This is a genomic window from Ruegeria sp. CG4 (assembly GCF_056537185.1).
Map to the genome: position 1 here is coordinate 374337 of NZ_JBQFRB010000001.1, position 21602 is coordinate 395938.

Annotated in this window: 19 protein-coding genes; 8 read left to right on the forward strand and 11 right to left on the reverse strand. The window is 57.9% G+C overall.

Annotation, left to right across the window (positions count from 1 at the left end):
* Positions 1-185 precede the first annotated feature (185 nt).
* Positions 186-1685: a CoA-acylating methylmalonate-semialdehyde dehydrogenase gene (locus ACR0J2_RS01825; RefSeq protein WP_480811508.1), complete on the reverse strand. Its 1500-nt coding sequence runs from the start codon at positions 1683-1685 to the stop codon at positions 186-188.
* Positions 1686-1788: 103 nt separating this feature from the next.
* Between ACR0J2_RS01825 and ACR0J2_RS01830 the strand changes: the two genes are divergently transcribed.
* The 3 genes from ACR0J2_RS01830 (at position 1789) to coaD (ending at position 3769) form a co-directional block, all read left to right on the forward strand.
* On the forward strand, positions 1789-2691 hold the full coding sequence (locus ACR0J2_RS01830) for a LysR family transcriptional regulator (RefSeq protein ID WP_170616845.1): 903 nt from the start codon (positions 1789-1791) through the stop codon (positions 2689-2691).
* 63 nt (positions 2692-2754) lie between these two features.
* A complete protein-coding gene (locus tag ACR0J2_RS01835) occupies positions 2755-3192 on the forward strand; it encodes a CBS domain-containing protein (RefSeq protein WP_170619007.1) in 438 nt (145 codons plus the stop codon).
* Between the two features lie 85 nt (positions 3193-3277).
* Positions 3278-3769 carry a pantetheine-phosphate adenylyltransferase gene (gene coaD, locus ACR0J2_RS01840; RefSeq protein WP_170616849.1) on the forward strand — a complete coding sequence of 164 codons (492 nt, stop codon included), beginning with the start codon at positions 3278-3280 and terminating at the stop codon, positions 3767-3769.
* Here coaD and gap (ACR0J2_RS01845) read toward each other — a convergent pair.
* The 3 genes from gap (ACR0J2_RS01845) to gap (ACR0J2_RS01855) form a co-directional block, all read right to left on the reverse strand.
* Entirely contained in the window at positions 3761-4765 is a 1005-nt protein-coding gene (gene gap / locus ACR0J2_RS01845) for a type I glyceraldehyde-3-phosphate dehydrogenase (protein WP_170806278.1), read from the reverse strand. The two genes, coaD and gap (ACR0J2_RS01845), sit on opposite strands and share 9 nt — an antisense overlap.
* Before the next feature lie 81 nt (positions 4766-4846).
* Positions 4847-4990: a hypothetical protein gene (locus ACR0J2_RS01850; protein WP_170616853.1), complete on the reverse strand. Its 144-nt coding sequence runs from the start codon at positions 4988-4990 to the stop codon at positions 4847-4849.
* Positions 4991-5061: 71 nt separating this feature from the next.
* Entirely contained in the window at positions 5062-6063 is a 1002-nt protein-coding gene (gene gap / locus ACR0J2_RS01855; RefSeq protein ID WP_170816535.1) for a type I glyceraldehyde-3-phosphate dehydrogenase, read from the reverse strand.
* Between the two features lie 182 nt (positions 6064-6245).
* On the opposite strand from gap (ACR0J2_RS01855), the gene ACR0J2_RS01860 reads away from it, so the two are divergent.
* Positions 6246-7205, forward strand: coding sequence for a DUF808 domain-containing protein (locus ACR0J2_RS01860; RefSeq protein WP_170616857.1), 960 nt, complete (start codon positions 6246-6248; stop codon positions 7203-7205).
* Positions 7206-7261: 56 nt separating this feature from the next.
* Here ACR0J2_RS01860 and tkt read toward each other — a convergent pair whose 3' ends face one another.
* Positions 7262-9286: a transketolase gene (gene tkt / locus ACR0J2_RS01865; protein ID WP_480811509.1), complete on the reverse strand. Its 2025-nt coding sequence runs from the start codon at positions 9284-9286 to the stop codon at positions 7262-7264.
* A 235-nt stretch (positions 9287-9521) separates the two neighbouring features.
* On the opposite strand from tkt, the gene ACR0J2_RS01870 reads away from it, so the two are divergent.
* The 3 genes from ACR0J2_RS01870 to ACR0J2_RS01880 are packed head-to-tail and all read left to right on the forward strand — an operon-like array spanning position 9522 to position 11058.
* Positions 9522-10319 carry a coiled-coil domain-containing protein gene (locus ACR0J2_RS01870; protein WP_170616861.1) on the forward strand — a complete coding sequence of 266 codons (798 nt, stop codon included), beginning with the start codon at positions 9522-9524 and terminating at the stop codon, positions 10317-10319.
* Positions 10319-10714, forward strand: coding sequence for a cell division protein ZapA (locus tag ACR0J2_RS01875; protein ID WP_170616863.1), 396 nt, complete (start codon positions 10319-10321; stop codon positions 10712-10714). The genes ACR0J2_RS01870 and ACR0J2_RS01875 overlap by 1 nt, the downstream gene beginning before the upstream one ends.
* Before the next feature lie 53 nt (positions 10715-10767).
* Positions 10768-11058 (forward strand): MliC family protein, encoded by a 291-nt coding sequence (locus tag ACR0J2_RS01880; RefSeq protein WP_480440245.1) that lies wholly within the window; start codon positions 10768-10770, stop codon positions 11056-11058.
* Between the two features lie 7 nt (positions 11059-11065).
* Here ACR0J2_RS01880 and grxD read toward each other — a convergent pair whose 3' ends face one another.
* The 6 genes from grxD to ACR0J2_RS01910 all read right to left on the reverse strand — a co-directional run bounded on the left by grxD (position 11066) and on the right by ACR0J2_RS01910 (position 17949).
* Positions 11066-11428 (reverse strand): Grx4 family monothiol glutaredoxin, encoded by a 363-nt coding sequence (gene grxD, locus ACR0J2_RS01885; protein ID WP_170806285.1) that lies wholly within the window; start codon positions 11426-11428, stop codon positions 11066-11068.
* Positions 11415-11705, reverse strand: a complete 291-nt coding sequence (locus ACR0J2_RS01890) for a hypothetical protein (RefSeq protein ID WP_321253127.1) — start codon at positions 11703-11705, stop codon at positions 11415-11417. Before ACR0J2_RS01890 ends, grxD begins: the two co-directional genes overlap by 14 nt.
* 45 nt (positions 11706-11750) lie before the next feature.
* Entirely contained in the window at positions 11751-11987 is a 237-nt protein-coding gene (locus tag ACR0J2_RS01895) for a BolA/IbaG family iron-sulfur metabolism protein (RefSeq protein WP_170619006.1), read from the reverse strand.
* Between the two features lie 143 nt (positions 11988-12130).
* On the reverse strand, positions 12131-14290 hold the full coding sequence (gene purL, locus ACR0J2_RS01900) for a phosphoribosylformylglycinamidine synthase subunit PurL (RefSeq protein ID WP_480811510.1): 2160 nt from the start codon (positions 14288-14290) through the stop codon (positions 12131-12133).
* Between the two features lie 215 nt (positions 14291-14505).
* Positions 14506-16767 (reverse strand): mechanosensitive ion channel family protein, encoded by a 2262-nt coding sequence (locus ACR0J2_RS01905; protein ID WP_480811511.1) that lies wholly within the window; start codon positions 16765-16767, stop codon positions 14506-14508.
* Positions 16768-17043: 276 nt separating this feature from the next.
* Positions 17044-17949, reverse strand: coding sequence for a LysR family transcriptional regulator (locus ACR0J2_RS01910; RefSeq protein ID WP_480523946.1), 906 nt, complete (start codon positions 17947-17949; stop codon positions 17044-17046).
* Between the two features lie 169 nt (positions 17950-18118).
* Between ACR0J2_RS01910 and ACR0J2_RS01915 the strand changes: the two genes are divergently transcribed.
* Complete coding sequence (locus tag ACR0J2_RS01915) at positions 18119-21538, forward strand: indolepyruvate ferredoxin oxidoreductase family protein (protein ID WP_480811512.1); 3420 nt, start codon at positions 18119-18121, stop codon at positions 21536-21538.
* Positions 21539-21602: the final 64 nt, after the last annotated feature.

Sequence of the window (21602 nt, forward strand, 5' to 3'; positions counted from 1 at the left end):
AGTTGGCCTCCGGTTCAGTAACTGCTCGGGTATTTATTTGGCGCTAAAATATTATCCGCCGGTTCGGTTTTCCAGAGCTTTGCGTCTGAATTTTTCGTGAAATGGTCCCCGTTGGCGACGCTTTGCCGAAAAAAGCCCGGCCTGTGGCAGGCCGGGCATATCGTTTTTCAGGTCCGATGTGCGGATCAGTCCATCGCTTTGAAGTTGAACTCGCCACCTTCCTTGATGCCGGACGGCCAGCGCGACGTTACGGTTTTGGTCCGGGTGTAGAACTTGAAGCTGTCCGGACCGTGCTGGTTCAGGTCGCCGAACATGGATTTCTTCCAGCCGCCAAAGGTGTGGTAGGCCAGCGGAACCGGGATCGGAACGTTGATGCCCACCATGCCGATGTTCACGCGGCTGGCAAAGTCACGCGCGGTGTCACCGTCGCGGGTGAAAATAGCGGTGCCGTTGCCGTACTCGTGGTCCATCGCCAGCTTCAGCGCTTCTTCATATGAACCGGCACGGACAGTAGAAAGAACCGGGCCAAAGATTTCCTGCTTGTAGATGTCCATGTCCGGGGTCACGTGATCAAACAGGTGCGGGCCGACAAAGAAGCCGTCCTCATAGCCTTGCAGGCTGAAGTCGCGGTTGTCGACAACCAGTTTCGCGCCTTGTTCTACGCCCGAATTGATCAGACCGAGAATGCGTTCTTTCGCGGCGCGGGTGACAACCGGGCCCATGTCGACATCGTCGCCCGCAGTGTAGGGGCCGACCTTCAGCTTTTCGACGCGCGGGATCAGTTTTTCGATCAGCGCATCGGCGGTTTCCTCACCGACAGGAACGGCGACGGAAATGGCCATGCAGCGTTCGCCCGCCGCGCCAAAGCCTGCGCCAACCAGCGCATCGGCCGCCTGATCCAGATCCGCGTCAGGCATGACGATCATGTGGTTCTTCGCGCCGCCAAAGCACTGCGCGCGTTTGCCGTTCGCAGTGGCACGCGAATAGATGTATTGCGCGATCGGGGTCGATCCAACAAAGGACACGCCCTGAATGACTTCGCTGTCCAGCAGCGTATCCACAGCTTCTTTGTCGCCATTGACGACCTGGAACACGCCTTTCGGCAGACCGGCCTCGACGAACAGTTCGGCCAGCATCAGTGGCACGGACGGGTCACGCTCGGACGGCTTCAGCACCACGGCGTTGCCGCAGGCCAGGGCTGGGCCGACATGCCACAGCGGCATCATTGCCGGGAAGTTGAACGGCATGATCGAAGCGACCACGCCCAGCGGCTGGCGCATGGAGTACATATCGATGCCGGGGCCCGCGCTGTCAGTGAATTCACCCTTCAGCATCTGAGGCGCACCGATGCAGTATTCGATGACTTCCAGACCACGCTGCAGGTCACCCTTGGCGTCGGGAATGGTTTTACCGTGCTCGCGGCTCAGCGCCTCGGCCAGTTTGTCCATATCGCGGTTCATCAGGCCGACCATGGCCATCATCACGCGGGCACGCTTCTGCGGGTTGGTCGCGCCCCAGGCCGGTTGTGCGGCGGCGGCGCTGGCAATTGCAGCAGTGGTTTCAGCGGCACTTGCCATCGGGCATTTGTACTGCACTTCGCCCGTTGCAGGGTTGAAGACGTCGTCAAAGCGGCCGGACGATCCGGCCACGTTTTCGCCGTTAATGAAATGGGTCAGTTCAGTCATAGCGAATTCCTCCGAAGTAAGTTGCGCGCACAATAGGCTTGCATAAATCACTTGAACAGAGGCAATGTCTCAAAGAAGTTTTGCAAAAATGCAAAGGTCTGGGATGAACCGGAACTGGGATGATATGCGGGTGTTTCTGGCGGTGGCACGTGAACAAAGCCTGTCTGCCGCCGGCCGCCTGTTGAAGATCGACGCTGCAACCGTTGGGCGTAGAATCGCCCGGCTGGAAACCGCGCTGGAAACACCGCTATTCTCAAAATCTCAGCAGGGATACATTCTGACCACTGCCGGCGAACGGTTGGTCGAGCATGGTTTGCAGGCCGAAGAGGCGATGCGGGCCGCAGCCGGAACAGTTACGGGATCCTCCAAAACGCTGAGCGGTCAGATACGGATCGGTGCACCTGATGGCAGCGCCAATTACCTGCTGCCCCAGGTCTGCGCAAAGATCTGTGATGCAAACCCGGATCTGGACATCCAGATTCTGGCCCTGCCGCGGGTCATCAATCTGTCCCGGCGCGAGGCTGACATGGCAGTTACCGTCAGCGCCCCGACGGCTGGGAAATTGCTTGTCCAGAAGATCAGTGATTACCGACTGCATCTGGTTGCCACGCAGGAATACCTGGCACAGCATGACGCCATTCATTCTGTGGACGACCTGCGAGGGCACCGGATGATTGGTTACATTCCTGATATGATCTTTGATCGTGAACTGGATTATCTCGTCGATCTTGGCGTTGACCGTGTCGCGCTTGCATCGAATTCCGTCTCAGTTCAGCTGCGCCAGGTCACGCTTGGCAGCGGCATCTGCGTCGCGCATGATTTCACGCTTCCGTTCCATCCGAACCTGCGGAAAATATTGACGGATCAGGTCAGTCTGACACGCAGTTTCCATCTGGTCCGGCACCTCGGAGATCAGCGCAATGAGCGACTGAATCGCTTTGCCGACGCGTTGACGCAGGGCATCCGCGAAGAGGTCGCGCGGCTTGAGGCTCAAGCTGCACCTTGACAGGTGCAAACATTCGGGCAAGGCTTTGAAAAAACAGTACGTTAGTCCGGAGGTTTTTTGCAAATGCTTGTACAGGCCATTCTCAAATCCAAGGCGACCAGCGGGGTAGTGACCGTTCAACCTTCGGCTACCGTGTCCGAGGCGGCCCAGATCCTTGCGGATAAACGGATCGGTACGGTGGTTGTGTCCGATGATGGCGGAGAAACAGCGGCCGGTATCTTGTCGGAACGCGACATTGTGCGCGAACTTGCCGCAAGCGGCAGCGGATGCCTGACCCAGCCGGTCAGCACGTACATGACCCGCGAGCTTGTGACCGCATCGCGGCAGGATTCCGTGCAGGACATCATGTCGCGCATGACCGAAGGGCGCTTTCGACACATGCCGGTGATAGAAGATGGCAAGCTGGTCGGCATCGTCACTTTGGGCGACGTTGTCAAAGCGCAGCTGTCCGAACTGGCGATGGAGAAAGACGCGCTGGAAGGCATGATCATGGGGCATTGATGCCCTTTGCATGTAACGGGGCCTCTTGCACCTGCGGCAGAGTTGTGTTTGCTTGCGCAGAAATTTTATTGCGCAGGAGGTCTCGATGAGGGTTGGATTATATCCGGGAACCTTTGACCCAATCACCCTGGGACATATCGACATTATCCGCCGCGCCTCGGCCCTGGTGGATAAACTGGTCATCGGCGTTGCAATCAACCGCGACAAGGGGCCGTTGTTCTCGCTGGAAGAACGCGTGGCCATGATCGAGGCCGAATGTGCCCATCTGAGCGATCAGACCGGGACCGAGATCGTCGCCCATCCATTCGAAAATCTGCTGATCGACTGCGCGCGCGATGTTGGCGCCCAGATCATTGTGCGCGGATTGCGCGCTGTGGCGGATTTTGAATATGAATTCCAGATGGTCGGAATGAACCGGGCGCTGGATGATACGGTTGAGACCGTTTTCCTGATGGCCGAGGCTCGACACCAGGCCATTGCCTCGAAACTTGTGAAAGAGATTGCCCGGCTGGACGGGGACGTATCGAAATTCGTTACGCCCCTCGTCAATGACGCCTTGCGCAAGAGGTTAGGCTAGGGCACCCATCGCGGCGGCAGTATCCAGCATCCGGTTCGAAAAGCCCCATTCATTGTCATACCACGCCAGAACCCTGACCAGTGTTCCGTCAGTGACTTTTGTTTCCGCCAGGGACACGGTCGAGCTGTGGGCATCGTGGTTGAAATCCACTGAAATCAGCGGACGGGTCTCGGCAGCCAGAACACCCGGGATCCTGGAAGCAGCATCCGTAAACAGCGCATTTACTTCGGCCTCCGTGGTTGGTCGCGACACCTCGGCGACCAGGTCAACGACCGACACATTCGGTGTGGGAACGCGAATGGCCTGACCCGTCAGTTTGCCGGCCAGTTGGGGCAGCACGAGGCCGACAGCAGATGCTGCGCCCGTCGTAGTGGGAATCATCGACAACGCGGCGGCTCGTGACAGGTAAGGGTCCTTGCCTGCGGTATCGTGGACCGGCTGACTGGCCGTATAGGCATGCACCGTCGTCATGTTGCCATGCACAATGCCCAGCCCGGCATCCAGTGCCGCGGCAACGGGGGCCAGGCAGTTCGTTGTGCACGACGCGTTTGATACAACAGTGTCAGCGGCCGTCAGGTCTTTGTCGTTTACCCCAAATACGATTGTCTTGACCGCGCCATCACCGCGCGCAGGGGCCGAAATCAGGACCTTTTTTGAACCGTTCTCGAAATGACGTGATGCGGCTTCGCGCGTGCGAAAAACACCGGTGCATTCAAGAACCACGTCCACATCGGACCAGTTCAGGTTTTCGGGGTCGCGTTCACTGGATAGCCTGATGGGTCCGGATCCGACATCCAATCCGGCATCTGTCAACCGAACAGGCCGTGTGTAACGCCCATGGACGCTGTCGAATTCGAAAAGATGGGCGTTTATTTCCGGTTTTGCCAGATCGTTGATTGCCACGATCTCGACGTCTGTACGGCCTGTTTCCATGACCGCGCGCAACACACCACGTCCGATCCGCCCAAATCCGTTGATTGCCAGCTTTAGTGTCATTTTCTGCTCCGTCGATTGTGGGCCTGAATAAGGTTAGCGCTAACAAAGCCAGATAACAGAAAATGTCAAGTAAAACCTCTGTCAGCGCCAGAAAGCGAGCCAGTCGAGAAAGCTGTAGAGTTTTTTGGCAAGGAACAACAAATGTTCGGTTCCGAACAATGCAAAGTCGAGGAAGAAACCGCCGAGGATGAACAGGCCGAGCCAGATGGCGATTTGATTGGTCATTTGCGCACCGCAGGAAAAAGCCCGCCCAGATAACCTGAGCGGGCCAAAATGTTCAATAACAGTCGGCTGGTTTAGTTAAGACGACCCATTGCAACGGCGACATCCGCCATGCGGACAGAGAAGCCCCATTCATTGTCGTACCATGCCAGAACGCGGACCATACGTCCGTCGACCACGCGGGTTTGGTCCGGCGCGAAGATGGAGCTTTCTTCGGTGTGGTTGAAGTCGGTCGAGACCAGCGGCGCGGGTTCGTAGCCCAGAACGCGCTGCATCGGGCCTTGCGCAGCTTCCTGAACGATCGCGTTAACCTCTTCGACCGTAACATCGCGCGACGCACGGAAGCTGAGGTCCACGGCGGAAACGTTCGGTGTTGGAACGCGGATGGCTGACCCGTCCAGACGGCCTTTCAGGTTGGGCAGAACCTCACCCAGTGCCTTGGCAGCGCCGGTGCTGGTTGGGATCATCGACATGGCGGCTGCGCGGGCGCGGTACAGGTCGCTGTGGCGGCGGTCCAGGGTCGGCTGGTCACCGGTATAGGCGTGGATCGTGGTCATGATGCCGTGTTCGATGCCGATGCCTTCGTCCAGTACCTTGGCAAGCGGAGCAAGGCAGTTGGTGGTGCAAGAGCCGTTGGAAACCATTTTGTCCGCAGCAGTCAGACCGTTGTGGTTCACGCCAAAGACGATTGTCTTGTCGACGTTTTTGCCCGGCGCCGACAACAGAACTTTCTGCGCGCCACGGTCCAGGTGGGTCTTTGCTTTAAGGCCGTCATTGAACTTGCCGGTGCATTCCAGAACGACGTCACAGCCTTCCCAGTCCAGTTCGCTCATGTCGTAGGTCGAGAACATCTGCATCGGGCCGCGGCCCAGATCCATGGTGTTGCCGTTGATGGAAACATCACGCGGGAAACGTCCGTGAATGCTGTCATATTTCAGCAGGTGTGCCGAGGTTTCCAGCGGTCCGGTGGCGTTGACCTTGATCACCTCGATGTCGTTACGGCCGGATGCCGCGATATGTGACAGGGTACAGCGGCCAATGCGGCCAAAACCATTGATACCGACCTTGATGGTCATATGACGTCTCCAAATGCGCTTGCTTTGGGGGCCATATAACGGTGAAAGCGAATTCTCAAAAGGGCAAAAATGGCATATTTTTAAGGTGTTAGCGCAAACCTCACGCGATTGCGCTAACGCTTGCGCTAGCCGTGAGATCGGGTAGGGTCTCGGTTGCGGCAGGTGACAGGAAAGGAAGCGCGATGAGTGGTCTGTTGGCCCTGTTGGACGATGTGGCAGGGATTGCCAAGGTAGCAGCAGCTTCGGTGGACGATGTGGTGGCTGCCGCCGGCAAGGCCGGGGCAAAGACCGCAGGGGTCATCATTGATGACGCAGCCGTTACTCCTAAATACGTGCAGGGCTTTGCGCCAGCACGGGAGTTGCCGATCATCTGGCGAATCGCGCGCGGCTCGATTTTCAACAAGATCATTCTGTTGCTGCCGGTGGCTTTGCTGCTGGCCAATTTCGCACCCTGGCTGATCACACCGCTTTTAATGCTTGGCGGGTCATACTTGTGTTTCGAAGGGGCCGAAAAGATCTTTCATGTTCTGTTCCCGCACGGAAGCCACGCGATTGAACAGGATATGAGCGTGCGCGATCCGGGCCATCTTGAGGAACAAAAGGTCAGGGGTGCCATCAAAACCGATTTTATCCTGTCTGCTGAAATCATGACCATCGCGCTGGCGGCGATCGAGGCCCCGAACTTATGGATGCAGGCCGCAACACTGGCCGTTGTCGGGATCGGGGTGACGGTAGCGGTCTACGGCTCGGTCGCGTTAATCGTGAAGATGGACGATGTGGGACTTTATCTGGCGAAAAACGCCCCGACACCTATTGGCCGGGGGCTGGGCAGGGGCCTTGTGCGGGCCATGCCTGCTGTGATGAAAACCTTGTCGATTGTGGGAACTGCCGCGATGCTGTGGGTCGGAGGTTCAATTGTAATCCACGGGATGGAGGTTCTTGGGTTTGGCTGGCTGGGCCACCACATCCATGATTGGGCCTATGCCATCGGTCATTCCGTGTCTGATCAGTGGGTTGGCGCGGTGGAATGGATATCCAAGGCCACTATGGACGGTGTATTCGGTTTGGTCTGGGGACTGATCCTAATCCCGCTTGCAACCAAAGTGATAATGCCGATCTTTGGAAAGTCCGGATCTCACTGACATCAAATGGAAAAGGGCGGCCAGAGCCGCCCTTTGCTTGATTGTTCTGGTTGCGCTTAAAGGCCCAGAAGTTCCTTGACCTTGGCAACAGTAGCCTCGGCAGTAATACCGAAATGCTTGTAAAGTTCACCAGCCGGGGCCGAAGCGCCGAAGCTCGACATGCCGATAAAACCGGCCTTGGCCTCGCGGCCACGCTCGCCCAGCAGCCAGCGATCCCAGCCACCCGCGCGGACGGCGGCCTCGATACCGACACGAACGGCACCTGCGGGCAGAACGCGTTTGCGATAGGCTTCGTCCTGTTCGGCGAACAGTTCCATGCAGGGCATTGACACGACACGGGTGCCAATGCCTTCGGCCTCGAGCATCGCCTTGGCTTCCATCGCCAGCGAGACTTCCGAACCGGTGGCGATCAGGATGGCCTGACGCTTGGCTTCCGCGTCGGCCAGAACATATGCGCCTTGTGCGGTCAGGTTTCTGGCCTTGTGGTCCTTGCGTACGGTGGGCACGCCCTGACGGGTCAGGGACAGGACCGAGGGGCTTTCTTTGAATGTCAGCGCCAGTTCCCAGGCTTCGGCTGTCTCAACCGTATCCGCGGGGCGGAACACGTAGGTGTTTGGTGTCGCGCGCGAGATCGCCAGATGCTCGACCGGCTGGTGGGTCGGGCCGTCTTCACCCAGACCGATCGAGTCGTGGGTCATGACGAAGACCGAAGGCACCTTCATCAGCGCAGCCAGGCGCATGGACGGGCGGGCATAGTCGGTGAAGGCCATGAATGTGCCGCCATAAGGGCGGATGCCGCCGTGCAGCGCCATGCCGTTCATCGCAGCGGCCATACCATGTTCGCGAATGCCGTAGTGAATGTAACGGCCCTTGCGGTTTTCCGGCAGGAACACGCCCATATCGGCGGATTTGGTGTTGTTCGAACCGGTCAGGTCTGCCGAACCGCCCACGGTCTCGGTCATGATCGGGTTCACGACATTCAAAACCTTCTCGGAGGAGGCCCGAGTTGCCAGTTTCGGCTGGTCTTCCGACATCTGTTTCTTGAACGAGCGGATAGCACCGGCCAGTTTTTTGGGTGCTTCAAACGCGTAGGCGCGGTTGAACTCTGCCTGCTTGCGTTCTGACAGTTGCGCAAAACGCTCCTGCCACGCAGCGCGCTCGGTCGCGCCACGGGCGCCGATGACTTCCCAGGCAGACTTTACGTTGGCGGGGATTTCGAATGCGTCATGAGGCCAGCCGTAGCCGTCTTTTGCCGCCTTCAGCTGATCCTGATCGGTCAGTGCGCCGTGCCCCTTGGATGTATCCTGCGCCGCATGACCCAGTGCGATATGGCTTTCACAGGCAATCATGGTCGGTTTGTTGGACTTCTTCGCCTGTACGATGGCGGCGTCGATAGCTTTGGGATCATGGCCATCGATTTCGATCACCTGCCAGCCCGAAGCCGTGAAACGACGCACCTGGTCGGTGCGGTCGGCCATATCGACGGTGCCGTCGATGGTGATGTTGTTGTTGTCCCAGAAGACGATCAGCTTGCTCAGCTCATGACGGCCGGCCAGTGTGATGGCTTCCTGGCTGACGCCTTCCATCAGGCAGCCGTCGCCCGCTATCACGTAGGTGTAGTGGTCGACGACCTTCTTGCCGTAATGCGCGCGCTGAATCTCCTCGGCCATGGCAAAGCCGACGGCGTTCGAGATGCCCTGACCCAGCGGGCCGGTGGTTGTCTCAACACCTTCGATCAGGAAGTTTTCCGGGTGGCCCGCCGTTTTTGCGCCCAACTGGCGGAAGTTCTTGATCTCGTCCAGCGTCACATCTGCATGGCCGGTTAGATACAGCAGCGAATAAACCAGCATCGAGCCGTGACCCGCCGACAGAATGAACCGGTCGCGGTCGGGCCAGTTCGGGGCTGACGCATCAAACTTCAGGTGCTTTTCGAACAGTACGGTCGCAACATCGGCCATGCCCATCGGCATGCCGGAATGGCCGGAATTGGCGGCGGCGACGGCGTCGAGGGTCAGGGTGCGGATGGCCGCAGCTTTGTCCCAGTGTTCGGGGTTGGCATTGCGCAGCGCAGTCAGGTCCACGGGCGTTGTTCCTTTGGGTTACGGGCAGGTTGCGCGCTCAATAACACTCAGCCCCCAAAGTTCAAGTGGAACCGGGCATTCCGTGAGGTGGCCGCTTCAAGAAGACGGTCCAAGTCGTTGAAAGCAAACAGTGGGTATTTTCCGGAACAATCCGTTAGACTAGGCACAGAAGTGGTTTGCATTGATTCGGACAAACCCGAGAGATAACGAACCTTGATAATGAGGTGACAGGGGCATGAGCCAGATCGAAGAACTACAGCGTCGCCTGACCGCCGCGATGGAGCGGATTGGCGCGGGTGTAGCGGCCATTCAGGACACAGCACCAGCCAAAGAAGGTGCAGATGACGAACTGCGCGTCGCGCTTGAGGACGAGCGTGTGGCGAATGCGCAGTTGGAAGAGCGGCTGAAATCTCTGAAAGAACGTCACGAACAGGAAGTCGACGCGATGCGCGCCGATATGGAGGCTTTGCGCAACGTTCCTGTTGATGACGCCGAGAAAACGGCCCTGCGCCAACAACTTGCCGATGCCAATGACAGACTGGCCTCGGTTGAGGCTGCGCGGGCAGAGCTTGCCGACGCCAAGGCTGCGCTGGACAACCGTGAGGAACTGGAGGCGCTGAAGGCCGAAAACACTCGGTTAAGAGCATTGAGTGGAAAGCTGCAGGAGATTGAGGCCGAAAATGCCCGGCTGCTGTCAGAGATCGCCGACACCGAGCGTCTGGAAGAACTTAACGCCGAACTGGAAATGCTGAGGGCGGAACGGTCAAGCCATGGGGCCGCGATGTCGCGGTTGGATGACGACCTGCAGCGCATGCGCAAAGCCAACGAACAGTTGCGGCGTTCGGTTGATGAGTTGCGCGCCGCCGTGCAGGACGGTCTGCCGGATGCCGAGATGCTGAACCGCGCCACAGTCGCCGAGTTGGAAGCAACGCGTGCCGCTCAGGCGACGGATGCAGCCGAGGCGCATGCGGTTCTGGCACGGCTGGAACCGTTGCTGTCACAGGCAAAGTTGGCAGAAGGTGAGGTGGAGTGATGCCCGAAGTAACCATTCATATCGGTGGTCGTGGTTTTGACGTCTCGTGCCAGGAAGGTGAAGAGCAATTTCTGCAGGCAGCGGCCCAAATGCTGGACGACGAGGCTCAGGTTCTGTCGGACCAGATTGGGCGCATGCCGGAATCACGAATGCTGCTGATGGCTGGCCTGATGCTGGCGGACAAAACCGCCGGAACCGAAGAAAAGGTCAAATCCCTTGAGGCAAAGCTCGCCGAGTTCCAAGCGGAGCTAGAGACGCTGCGAAATGCACCACCGCCGGAACCCGAGCGTGTTGAAGTGGCAGTCGTGCCGCCATCGGTGACCGACACCTTGGGAGAACTGGCTGCGCGGGCCGAAGCGCTGGCGTCAATGCTGGAAGAGAAGTCCGCGGGATGAGAATGCTGCGCAATCTGGCATACTTTGGACTGCTGATATCAGGATCGGCCGCTATGGCCGAGATCGACATATTATCAGTGACTTTCACCTGCGAAAACGAAGTGCCGCTGCATGTGAGCTACTTTAATTCGACCGATGGATCAGGTGCTGCGGCGGTCATGGTCGACAACACTCTGGTCGCCATGCGCCAAGTCGAAAGCGGATCTGGGATTCGCTACGAGTCTCTGGGGACAGAGGGAACGTATATTCTGCGTTCCAAGGGCTGGAACGCTTCGATCAGCTATCTGGCGGCAGGAAGCGCCGCCAGTGAGCAGGTCATTTATCAGGAATGCAGCAGCCGGTAAGCGCCGATCAGGCGTTTGCTTCGCGGATTTTGTCGGCTGCTTCCTTGTTGTAGCCGACGCCGTTTTCGTCAAACAGCGTGTCCAGTTCACCCGACAGGGTCATTTCTGTAACGATGTCACAGCCGCCCACGAACTCGCCTTTGACGAAAAGCTGCGGCACGGTCGGCCAGTCGGAATAGTCCTTGATGCCCTGACGCACTTCTTCGTCGGCCAGAACGTTCACGTCAGTATATTCCACACCCATGTAGTTCAGGACACCGGCCACGCGGGACGAAAATCCGCACTGCGGCATTTCCTTGGTGCCTTTCATGTACAGCACCACGTCGTTGGCTTTGACGGTTTCGTCGATCTGGGTCTTAACGTCGCTCATCTTGCTTGTCCTCTTCGCCCGTTTCATGGGCAGTCGTTTCGTTTTGTGAGGCCTCCGGGCCCCATCCTTCCGCTTCGAGCCGCCGATGCTCGGCCTGCGCCAAAGACAACAGATCCAGCCCGTACCTCTCTATTCCGCCCACCTGGCTGATTTCGTCCGGATCAGGACGCATATCGGCCAGCGAGCGTTTCTTGTTGCGCTTCAAATAGGCTTCAATCAGCGCTGCGGCAACAATCAATCCAACCACAATGCAGACGCCAAGCATCAGATCACTCATGTTCAGGCCTCCGCTGGGGTTTGCGAGTGATGACGCCGGGTCTGATCATTCCGGAATTTTTGTAGTCAAAGCCAGCGCGTGTAGCTCGCCATCCGGGCCATCCATTTTGCCTTTCAACGCGGCGTAGACTGCCCGCTGTTGCTGCACCCTGTTCTTTCCGCGAAAGCTTTCGTCAACGACCATGGCAGACATATGAACACCATCATGCCCGCCAACCTGAATCTCCGCATCCGGAAAGGCTTCGCGCAGCAGGTGTTCGATTTCGTGGGCGCTCATCGGCATAAAGGTTACTCCTGAAGGTCTTTCCCAAGATGTAGAGCGATGCGCAGGGGCGTGCAAGGTGCCTCGGGGCGACCACGTTTACAAATCCCGCGCCCGGTCGCGCGCGCAGGATTTCTGAGTTTGGGATGTATGCAGGGTGGGCGTCAGGCTACCGCAGCGGCAAAGCTGCCACGGAAGATTTCCGCCAGTTCCGACAGCGGCGCTTCCGAACTTCCGATCCTGACAGCATCGCCCGTGAACCTGCCAACCGAGACCAGAGGGACACCGGCTTGACCGGCGGCGATCATCAGCGCCTCGGCCTGATCGAAGTTGCAGGCGACCAGATAACGGGCCTGATCTTCACCGAACAGGAACTCGGTCGACGCCTCGTCCAACTGAACGCCGACACCAGACGCTTCGGCCAGCTCGAAAGCGGCCAGAGCAAGGCCGCCGTCGGCCAGATCGGTACACGCCTTGATCATGTTGCGGTTGGTGCGGATGAAATCTCCGTTGCGGGCCTCAGCCGCCAGATAGACATGGGGCGCATCACCGTCCTCGCGGTTGAACACCTCGGCCAGCAGGGCGGACTGACCCAGATGACCTTTGGTTTCGCCGATGACCAGCGCTACATGCCCCTCGCGGACTTCGTTGCCGATGATCTCGTCAGAATGCAGCAGCAGACCCACCGCGCCTATGGTCGGGGTCGGCAGGATCGCCTGACCATCTGTTTCGTTGTAAAGCGACACGTTGCCGGACACGATCGGCATATCCAGCGCGCCAACGGCTTCGCCGATGCCCTGAATGGCGCCGACAAACTGGCCCATGATCTCGGGCTTTTCCGGGTTGCCGAAATTCAGGTTGTCGGTCGTGGCCAGCGGCTTGGCCCCAACGGCTGTCAGGTTGCGATAGGCTTCGGCCACGGCCTGCTTGCCGCCTTCAACCGGGTTGGCGCGCACATAGCGCGGGGTAACGTCCGAGGTGAAGGCCAATACCTTGTCAGTGCCATGAACGCGAACCATGCCAGCGCCCAATCCCGGTGTGCGGGTGGAATCCGCCATCACCATGGTGTCGTACTGTTCATAAACCCATTGCTTGCCCGCGTAGTTGGCAGAGGACAGCAGGGCCTTCAATCCGTCGATCGGATCGATCTGTGGCACGTCGGCCAGTTCCTCGGCCTCGGGCGTCGGCTCCCACGGGCGGTCATATTCCGGTGCGGTCGAGGACAGTTTCGACAGGACAAGGTCAGCTTTGACTTCGCCATTGTGCATAATCAGGAAGCGGTCTTCGGCAATCGTTTCACCAACGATTGCGAAATCCAGATCCCATTTTTCGAATACTGCACGAGCTTCGGCCTCAAGTTCCGGCTTGAGGACCATCAGCATCCGTTCTTGGGATTCCGACAGCATCATTTCATACGCGGTCATGTCTTCTTCGCGCTGAGGCACGTTTTCCAGATCCAGACGCACACCAAGGCCGCCCTTGTCGCCCATTTCAACAGCCGAACAGGTCAGACCGGCCGCGCCCATGTCCTGGATCGAAATCACCGCGCCGGTCTGCATCAATTCCAGCGTTGCTTCCATCAGACGCTTTTCGGTGAAGGGGTCACCAACCTGCACGGTGGGGCGTTTTTCTTCGATGGTGTCATCGAATTCAGCCGAGGCCATTGTCGCACCGCCAACGCCATCGCGGCCGGTTTTGGCTCCCAGATAAACGACAGGCATACCGACGCCCGATGCGGCAGAATAGAAGATCTTGTCGCTGTCAGCGAGGCCGGCGGCGAACGCGTTCACAAGGCAGTTGCCGTTATAGGCAGGGTGAAAACGGACTTCGCCGCCCACACAGGGCACACCGAAACAGTTGCCGTAGCCGCCAATCCCTTCAACCACGCCGTTGACCAGTTGGCGTGTCTTGTGGTGGCCCGGCTCTCCAAAGGACAGTGCGTTCATCGACGCAATGGGACGCGCACCCATGGTGAATACATCGCGCAGAATGCCACCCACGCCGGTCGCCGCCCCTTGGTAGGGCTCGATATACGAGGGGTGGTTGTGGCTTTCCATTTTGAAGACGACGGCCTGACCGTCGCCGATATCCACCACGCCCGCATTCTCGCCAGGGCCGCAAATGACCTGAGGCCCCGAGGTGGGCAGCGTGCGCAGCCATTTCTTCGAGGACTTGTAGGAACAGTGTTCGTTCCACATGGCCGAAAAGATGCCAAGCTCGGTGAATGTCGGCTCGCGCCCGATGATCTCCAGGATCATGTCGTATTCTTCGGGTTTCAACCCGTGTGCTGCAATCAGATCCGGGGTGATGGCGGGCTCTTGCATGGTTTGTCCTGTGTCCGAGATGGCCGAGATTGCGCGCCTTTTAGGCCATGGGCGCGCCCGTGGGAAGGGTCAAGACCGCGCAGGGCGCAAGAACCGGGCCGAAAGCTAGGAGGAGAGCAATTACCCGGGCAAAAAAGAACCGGCGCGGTGCGCCGGTTCTTCAAGAAATTGGTCCAAAACCCGACAGCTAGGGCAGCTACCGCGCGCAGAGCTTATCAAGCACCACCTTGCTGCTTGTTCAACGAGTCAGCAGCGGCGGCGCCAACTGCGGCCTTTTGCTCTTCGGTCAGGGTTTCCGCCTCTTCAAGGCCGGGGATCGCAACACGGACTTCGCGGCGGGCAAAGTCGATTCCGTTTTCGTTGAAGGCAGCCTTGACCCGGTTGAAGATTTCCTTGCGCAGCGTGAACTGCTTGCCCGGTTTGGCCATGAACTTGCCTCGGATGATCATCCCGACATCGTCAAAGTCGAACACACCCTGAGATTTGAAGGGCTGCAGGAAACCATCCTTGTGAGTTTCGTCCGCCATCATGTCGGCCCCGATCTTCTTGAAGATCTTCTTGACCTTGTTGGGGTCAGTGTCGAATGGCACCGTGAACTTCAGTTTCATGATGACCCAGTCACGGCTGAAATTTGTCAGCTTCTGAATTTCACCATAAGGGATCGTGTGAACCGGCCCGCGATGGTGGCGCAATTGCATCGAACGGATCGAGATCTTTTCCACGGTTCCCATGGTGCCGCCCACATCCACGTATTCACCAACGCGGAAGGCGTCATCGATCAGGAAGAAGATGCCGCCGACAATGTCGGCAACCAGCTTCTGCGCACCAAAGCCGATGGCCAGGCCGAGAACACCGGCACCGGCCAGGAGCGGCGTGATGTTGACGCCCAGTGCCCCGAGTGCCAGCAGGCCGAAGATGACGGCAATCGTCACCTGCGCGGTGATGCGCAGCAATGGCAGAACGGTCGCCAGACGCGAGCCGCCCGCACCGCCGCCTTCGCCACCGGCTTCTTCGTCCAAAGCTTCGGCGGCTGTCTGTTCTTTGGCCAGACGACGGTTGATCCAAAGCGAGACGACCTCGTTCATGATATAACCGACGGCAATAATCAGCAGAAACTCGATCACGGCCCCACCAACTTCGGCGCCGATGCCAGCGGAAGCGACATGCCGCAAATCCAACTGCCATGCCTGCGCAATCATCATCACGACAAAAAGGCCTGCCAGAACACGGCCGATGCGGATATAGCTGCGCTTGGTCGACCGATACGCGCGTTCGGCAAGCGGGCCTTCGCCGGACATCGGCGGTTGCAGATGGCGCACCAATCCACGGATCAGAGTGTCGAGGGCGGGTGCAATCAGCAACCAGAACATAGTCGTGAAATGCGGGCCTTTGACCAACAGCGCCAGGATTGCCGGGTCGCGCTGTGCGGCAAGGTACTCGACCAGCAGCCAGGTCACCGCCGAAACGCCGATTGCGAAGTACGGATAATATTGCGCGACTTCTTCATCGAATTTTGTGTGATCCGGATCGGTGCCCAGCATCATCTGCGACAGGCCCTCGCGCGCGGTCCAGGCGATCACGCCAATGTAGATATGAATAGCGCTATTCAGCCAGAAACCGATGCGGGTATCGCCGGGAGTGATACCGTTCAAACCATTGAAGCGGACAACGAACAGCGTAACCCCGATCAGGATCAGCAAACCAATCAGATTCCGATGCAGGTATTTTGCCCAGTGATCGTCAATGTTGACCAGTCTGAATTTTGGGTTGTTTGGTGCCATAATGAACCGCGACGCCGCCGCGCCCAAACGCGGGATCCAGATAAGATAGAATACGAAAGGGCCCGCAAATTTGAGCTGCTCGGGTGTCAAAAGGATCCGGCCCAGAGTCCGGATGACGATATAGAAAACAATCAACCCGGCGATCTCGCGGCAAAACCGGCGGAACAAAAAGCTCACGGCACCCCAAAGGTCGGCCTCATCCCCGACTTCGGTGTGTTTGTGCCATCTTCTGGTTAACAGATCGAACAACTTTTCAGCTATGAATCCCACAACCAGAACGCTTGCGACCAGCCCGATCAAAGTAAGCACACCGGTCGATCCGAGAGTTTCGGAAAAGTTGCTAAATGCTTTAACCTGCGCGCTGAAAATGTTTGGAAGTGTCGTCAGAACATTAGTCCATGAGGCAACCATCGCCGCCCATATTTCGTTGATTTCGGTCAGCGGGTCTTCCTGTCCTTCTGCCTCCTTGGCCCTCTTCTCGGCTACGGCGTCCAACCGCTCTAACAAAAGGGCGCGCACCTGATCGTCAGACATGCGCGCAACCAAATCGTCCACCTGCTCGGGGCTCAGGTCATCAGGAACGACCGGGGCCGCCACCGTAGAGGATGAGCCTGTGTCAGACTCCTGAGCCAGCGCCGTACCCACAATAAACACGGATACGATCATCGCCAGCATTAGGCGAAGCAGATTGAACATGAGATTTCCCTCGAAAGTAGAAAATTTTTATTTTCCGGCAGCATAGAGGGAGTGTGGAACGATTCCCAGAAAAATTGGCTTGTTTTCAGAGGGCTTGGCTTTCGGGCCAAAAAAAAGGCCGAGCAATAAGCTCGGCCGTAGTCCAACAGGGAGGTATGAAGATGATGAGCGTTTCAGCATCACCGCCTTCGAGTGCCCATTTAGTGTGCGGTTTTCGTTCGTTCAAGATTTATTAGGCTGTTTGCTGCTCATGCCCGCTATGCCCATTGTGCATAGCTAGAGTTTTCCCAGCTTCTTCAACTGTTTCCGCTGTTCGATGATCTCATCCTGAACGAAATCCCGGAAGGCTGCCACGCGTTTGGAATGTCGCAATTCCTCGGGGTATGCGAGATAGACCGGCACATCCGCGCTTTCGATATCTGCCAGAATGGAAATCAGATGCGGGAAATCCTGCGTGACGTAGTCCGGCAGAACACCGATGCCAAGGTTGTGTAGTACACCCTGCAATACCCCAAAATAGTTGTTGACCGTCAGCAGCGAGCTGGGGTTGTGCGTCATTAAATGCCGGACCATTGCTGCGCTGGCACCAACCTGTGGAGCGGCGGGGGTCTGGCAGATCAGCCTGTGATTGGAAATCTCCTCAATCGATGCCGGAGAGGAATGCGTGTCCAGGTATTCTCTGGTTGCATAAAGCTGCATCCGGACCGTCATAAGGCGCTTGCGCACAAGATCCGCCTGGCTGGGTTCTTTCATGCGGATGGCAACATCGGCCTCGCGCATGGGAAGGTCCAGAACCCGTTCTTCCAACATCAGGTCGATGTTCAGGTCGGGGTATTGTTCATATAACTTCGGCAGCCTGGGGGCCAGCCAAAGGGTTCCGAAACCGAAAGTGGTTGTTACTCGAAGAACCCCAAACACTTCTTCTTCGCTATCGCGGATGCGCGCGGCGGCGGCGTCCAGTCGTTTGGACATGGCCGAGGTCGCATCGAATAGCAATTCGCCCTGTTCGGTCAGAATCAGACCTCGGGCATGGCGATGAAACAAGGTGGCATCGAGTGATTCTTCCAGCGCGCGGATTTGGCGGCTGACGGCCGATTGGGACAGGTTAAGCTTGTCTCCGGCGTGCGTCAGGCTGCCCGCGTCTGCAACCGCGTGAAATATCCTAAGCTTGTCCCAGTCCATCGCCGCAACTTTCGTTATCCTAAGGAAGCCCTATATGAAATAGGTAACAAGTTCTACATTCAAACTGTGAAATCGTTACAATTCAGAGGATAGCGTCTATACAGGTCAGAAATTATGACCTAAAATATGTGTTAAGTTAGCAACCTGATCTGACGAGGGGAGGCGTCCGATGAGCGAGCCTAAGATTTCGCTGAATGACCGCTTTGATCTGACCAGAAATCCCGTTCTTCTGAACGGAACGCAGGCGCTTGTTCGGCTGATGCTGATGCAAAAAGCGCGCGACCAGAAGGCGGGTTTGAACACCGCCGGACTGGTGACCGGCTATCGCGGTTCGCCGCTTGGGGCGGTCGATCAGCAGATGATGCGAGCGCAAAAAGAGCTTTCGGAAAGCGATGTCACCTTTCAGTTCGGTCTGAACGAGGATCTGGCGGCAACAGCCCTGTGGGGCAGCCAGCAGGCCGGGTTGCGAGGAGACGGCCGGTACGACGGCGTGTTCGGGTTGTGGTACGGCAAGGGCCCGGGCGTGGACCGGTCCGGTGACGTGATGCGGCATGCGAATATGGCTGGAACCGCGCGCCATGGCGGTGTGCTGATGGCAATGGGCGACGACCACACCGGTGAGAGCTCGACCGTGTTGCACCAGTCGGAATGGTCTCTGGTCGACATGTACATGCCTGTGGTCAGCCCGGCAGGTGTTCAGGAGATCCTGGATTACGGTATCTACGGCTTTGCGCTCAGCCGTTTTGCCGGCGTTTGGGTTGGCTTGAAGACGATGAAAGACACGATCGAGGTGACTTCCGTCGTGGACGGCAGCCCGGATCGCATGGGGCTGGTGATGCCCGAGTTCGACATGCCCGAGGGCGGGTTGAACATCCGTTTGGGCGACACGCCTCACCTGCAGGAAGGGCGCATTATCGACTTCAAGCGTTTTGCGGCGGAAACCTTCTCTCATGCCAACAAACTGGACAAGCGTATCTGGGGTAAGCCGGGCGCGAAAATCGGGTTTGTTGCGGCGGGCAAAAACTGGCTGGACCTGACCCATGCCATGTCCCTGTTGAACATCGACGCAAACGAGGCCGAGCGGCTGGGCATTACCACCTATAAGGTGGGGCAGACCTTCCCGCTGGACATGGTTGGGTTCCACGACTGGGCTGAAGGCCTGGATCTGATCGTGATTGTCGAGGAAAAGCGCAAGCTGATCGAGGTTCAGGTCAAAGAGGCCATTTTCGACGATCGCCGCGGCCGCCGTGTCTATGGCTGGTACAAGGGCGGTGCCGGCACCTTGCACCGTGAAGAACTGTTCCCGACACGCGGCGCGCTGGATCCGATCATGATCGCCGAGAAAATCGGTGAGATCCTGATCGAAGAGGGGCACGATACAGACGGCGTTCGCGCCGGGCTGGCAAAACTGTCCGAAGCCCGCAGGGCCGACAACGCCCAGGAAATCGCGACGCGCCTGCCATATTTCTGTTCGGGTTGCCCGCACAACAGTTCTACCCGTGTGCCGACGGGAAGCCGCGCTTATGCCGGTATCGGCTGCCACTACATGGTTCAGTGGATGGATCGTGAGACGACAGGGTTCACTCAGATGGGAGGTGAAGGCGCAAACTGGATTGGGGAAGCGCCGTTTTCGACCACCAAGCATGTGTTCCAGAACCTTGGGGACGGAACCTACAACCACTCGGGCGTTCAAGCGATCCGGGCGGCATTGTCGGCGGGGACAAACATCACCTTCAAGATCCTGTTCAACGATGCAGTTGCCATGACCGGCGGGCAGGACAATGAAGGCGGTCTGACGGCCGAACGTATTGTCGCCGAGGTCAAGGCAATGGGCGTTCAGACGGTGGCTGTTGTTTATGACGAAAAGGAAGACGTGAACTTCAAGGCGCTGCCTGCTAATGTAGAAACCTTCGAGCGCGCCGAACTTATGCAGGTGCAGGAACGTTTTCGTGAGATCGAGGGCGTGTCGGTTATTGTCTACGTGCAGACATGCGCCGCCGAAAAACGCCGCCGCCGCAAGCGCGGGACATTTCCTGACCCGGACAAGCGGGTGTTTATAAACACTGACATCTGCGAAGGCTGCGGGGATTGCGGTGTTCAGTCGAACTGTGTGTCGATTGTACCGAAGAGCACGGAACTTGGTCGCAAGCGCGCCATTGATCAGTCCAGCTGCAACAAGGATTTTTCCTGCCTCAACGGGTTTTGCCCTTCATTTGTGACATTGGAAGGCGCTCAGATCCGCAAGGAAGCGACGACCGAGATCGACTTGCCCGATCTGCCTATGCCGGAACTTCCGCGTATTGATGGAACTCATAACGTTGTCATCACTGGTGTCGGCGGCACCGGGGTTGTAACGCTGGGTGCCATTCTGGCTCAGGCGGCCCAGATCGACGGCAAGGGTGCTGGCATGATGGAAATGGCGGGTTTGGCGCAAAAAGGCGGTGCGGTGCACATCCATTGCCGGTTGGCCAACCGTCCTGAAGACATCAGTGCCATCCGCGTCGCGACCGGCGAAGCACATGCGCTGATTGGCGGCGATCTGGTCGTGTCTGCCGGGGCCAAAACACTGGGTCTGACCCGAACCGGCCAAACCGGCGCGGTGGTCAATAGCCATGAAACGATCACCGGCGACTTCACCCGGGACACCGATTTCCAGATCCCCAGCGACCGGCTGGAACTGGCGCTGCAGGCGCGATTGAAGGACGGCGTTTCGATGTTTGATGCAACCGAGCTGGCGCGCGCTGTCATGGGAGATTCGATCTATTCAAACATGATGGTCCTTGGTGCTGCCTGGCAAAAGGGTCTACTGCCGGTTTCACATCAGGCCGTTCTGCAAGCCATCGAACTGAACGGCACTGCGGTCGAACGCAACAAACGCGCCTTTGATGTTGGCCGGTGGGCAGTTCTGCATTCCCAGGAAGTCGATGCGATACTGTCGCCTTCCGTTGCAGAGTTGCCCAAATCGCTGGAGCAGATGATCGACTTCAGGACCGATCATCTGAAGAAATATCAGGGCAATCGTCTGGCAAAACGTTACCGCAAGGTGGTTGACGCTTTCGAGGACGCCTCGGTTCGCGAGGCTGTGGCCAAAGGTTATCACAAACTGCTGTCCTACAAGGACGAATATGAGGTTGCTCGCCTTCTCCTGGATAGCCGGGAACAGGCAAAGTCCGAGTTCGATGGCGACTTCAAGATGACCTTTCATCTGGCACCGCCAATAATGGGAGGGACCGGACCGAACGGGCGACCGCGCAAGCGTGCTTTTGGGGAATGGATGCTTGGACCGATGAAGCTTCTGTCCAAACTGAAATTCCTGCGCGGTACACCCTTCGACATTTTTGGTTACAGTGCTGAACGCAAGATGGAACGTGCATTGATCCGTCAGTACGAATCCGATCTGCGTGAGATCACGCCATTGATCACCGCAGAAACACGTGACGCATTTGCGGCCCTCGCGCGGCTTCCGCTGGAGATTCGCGGATTTGGACCTGTTCTGAGGGAGAACGAAGCCAAAGCAGCCAAAAAGCGCGAGGAATTGCTGGCGATCATCCGCGACGGCGGTCCCGAGATGCGTGCTGCGGCCGAATGACATGTCATAATCCTGTAACGGCATCTGTGCAAAAGGCTCACCTGCACCTAGATTGCGTGAAACA

What these genes read in the sequence shown, in the direction of transcription:
- ACR0J2_RS01825 (WP_480811508.1), bottom strand. Translation starts at nt 1,685, where the DNA reads ATGACTGAACTGACCCATTTCATTAACGGCGAAAACGTGGCCGGATCG.
- ACR0J2_RS01830 (WP_170616845.1), top strand. Translation starts at nt 1,789, where the DNA reads ATGAACCGGAACTGGGATGATATGCGGGTGTTTCTGGCGGTGGCACGT.
- ACR0J2_RS01835 (WP_170619007.1), top strand. Translation starts at nt 2,755, where the DNA reads ATGCTTGTACAGGCCATTCTCAAATCCAAGGCGACCAGCGGGGTAGTG.
- coaD (WP_170616849.1), top strand. Translation starts at nt 3,278, where the DNA reads ATGAGGGTTGGATTATATCCGGGAACCTTTGACCCAATCACCCTGGGA.
- gap (WP_170806278.1), bottom strand. Translation starts at nt 4,765, where the DNA reads ATGACACTAAAGCTGGCAATCAACGGATTTGGGCGGATCGGACGTGGT.
- ACR0J2_RS01850 (WP_170616853.1), bottom strand. Translation starts at nt 4,990, where the DNA reads ATGACCAATCAAATCGCCATCTGGCTCGGCCTGTTCATCCTCGGCGGT.
- gap (WP_170816535.1), bottom strand. Translation starts at nt 6,063, where the DNA reads ATGACCATCAAGGTCGGTATCAATGGTTTTGGCCGCATTGGCCGCTGT.
- ACR0J2_RS01860 (WP_170616857.1), top strand. Translation starts at nt 6,246, where the DNA reads ATGAGTGGTCTGTTGGCCCTGTTGGACGATGTGGCAGGGATTGCCAAG.
- ACR0J2_RS01870 (WP_170616861.1), top strand. Translation starts at nt 9,522, where the DNA reads ATGAGCCAGATCGAAGAACTACAGCGTCGCCTGACCGCCGCGATGGAG.
- ACR0J2_RS01875 (WP_170616863.1), top strand. Translation starts at nt 10,319, where the DNA reads ATGCCCGAAGTAACCATTCATATCGGTGGTCGTGGTTTTGACGTCTCG.
- ACR0J2_RS01880 (WP_480440245.1), top strand. Translation starts at nt 10,768, where the DNA reads ATGGCCGAGATCGACATATTATCAGTGACTTTCACCTGCGAAAACGAA.
- grxD (WP_170806285.1), bottom strand. Translation starts at nt 11,428, where the DNA reads ATGAGCGACGTTAAGACCCAGATCGACGAAACCGTCAAAGCCAACGAC.
- ACR0J2_RS01890 (WP_321253127.1), bottom strand. Translation starts at nt 11,705, where the DNA reads ATGAGTGATCTGATGCTTGGCGTCTGCATTGTGGTTGGATTGATTGTT.
- ACR0J2_RS01895 (WP_170619006.1), bottom strand. Translation starts at nt 11,987, where the DNA reads ATGCCGATGAGCGCCCACGAAATCGAACACCTGCTGCGCGAAGCCTTT.
- purL (WP_480811510.1), bottom strand. Translation starts at nt 14,290, where the DNA reads ATGCAAGAGCCCGCCATCACCCCGGATCTGATTGCAGCACACGGGTTG.
- ACR0J2_RS01905 (WP_480811511.1), bottom strand. Translation starts at nt 16,767, where the DNA reads ATGTTCAATCTGCTTCGCCTAATGCTGGCGATGATCGTATCCGTGTTT.
- ACR0J2_RS01910 (WP_480523946.1), bottom strand. Translation starts at nt 17,949, where the DNA reads ATGGACTGGGACAAGCTTAGGATATTTCACGCGGTTGCAGACGCGGGC.
- ACR0J2_RS01915 (WP_480811512.1), top strand. Translation starts at nt 18,119, where the DNA reads ATGAGCGAGCCTAAGATTTCGCTGAATGACCGCTTTGATCTGACCAGA.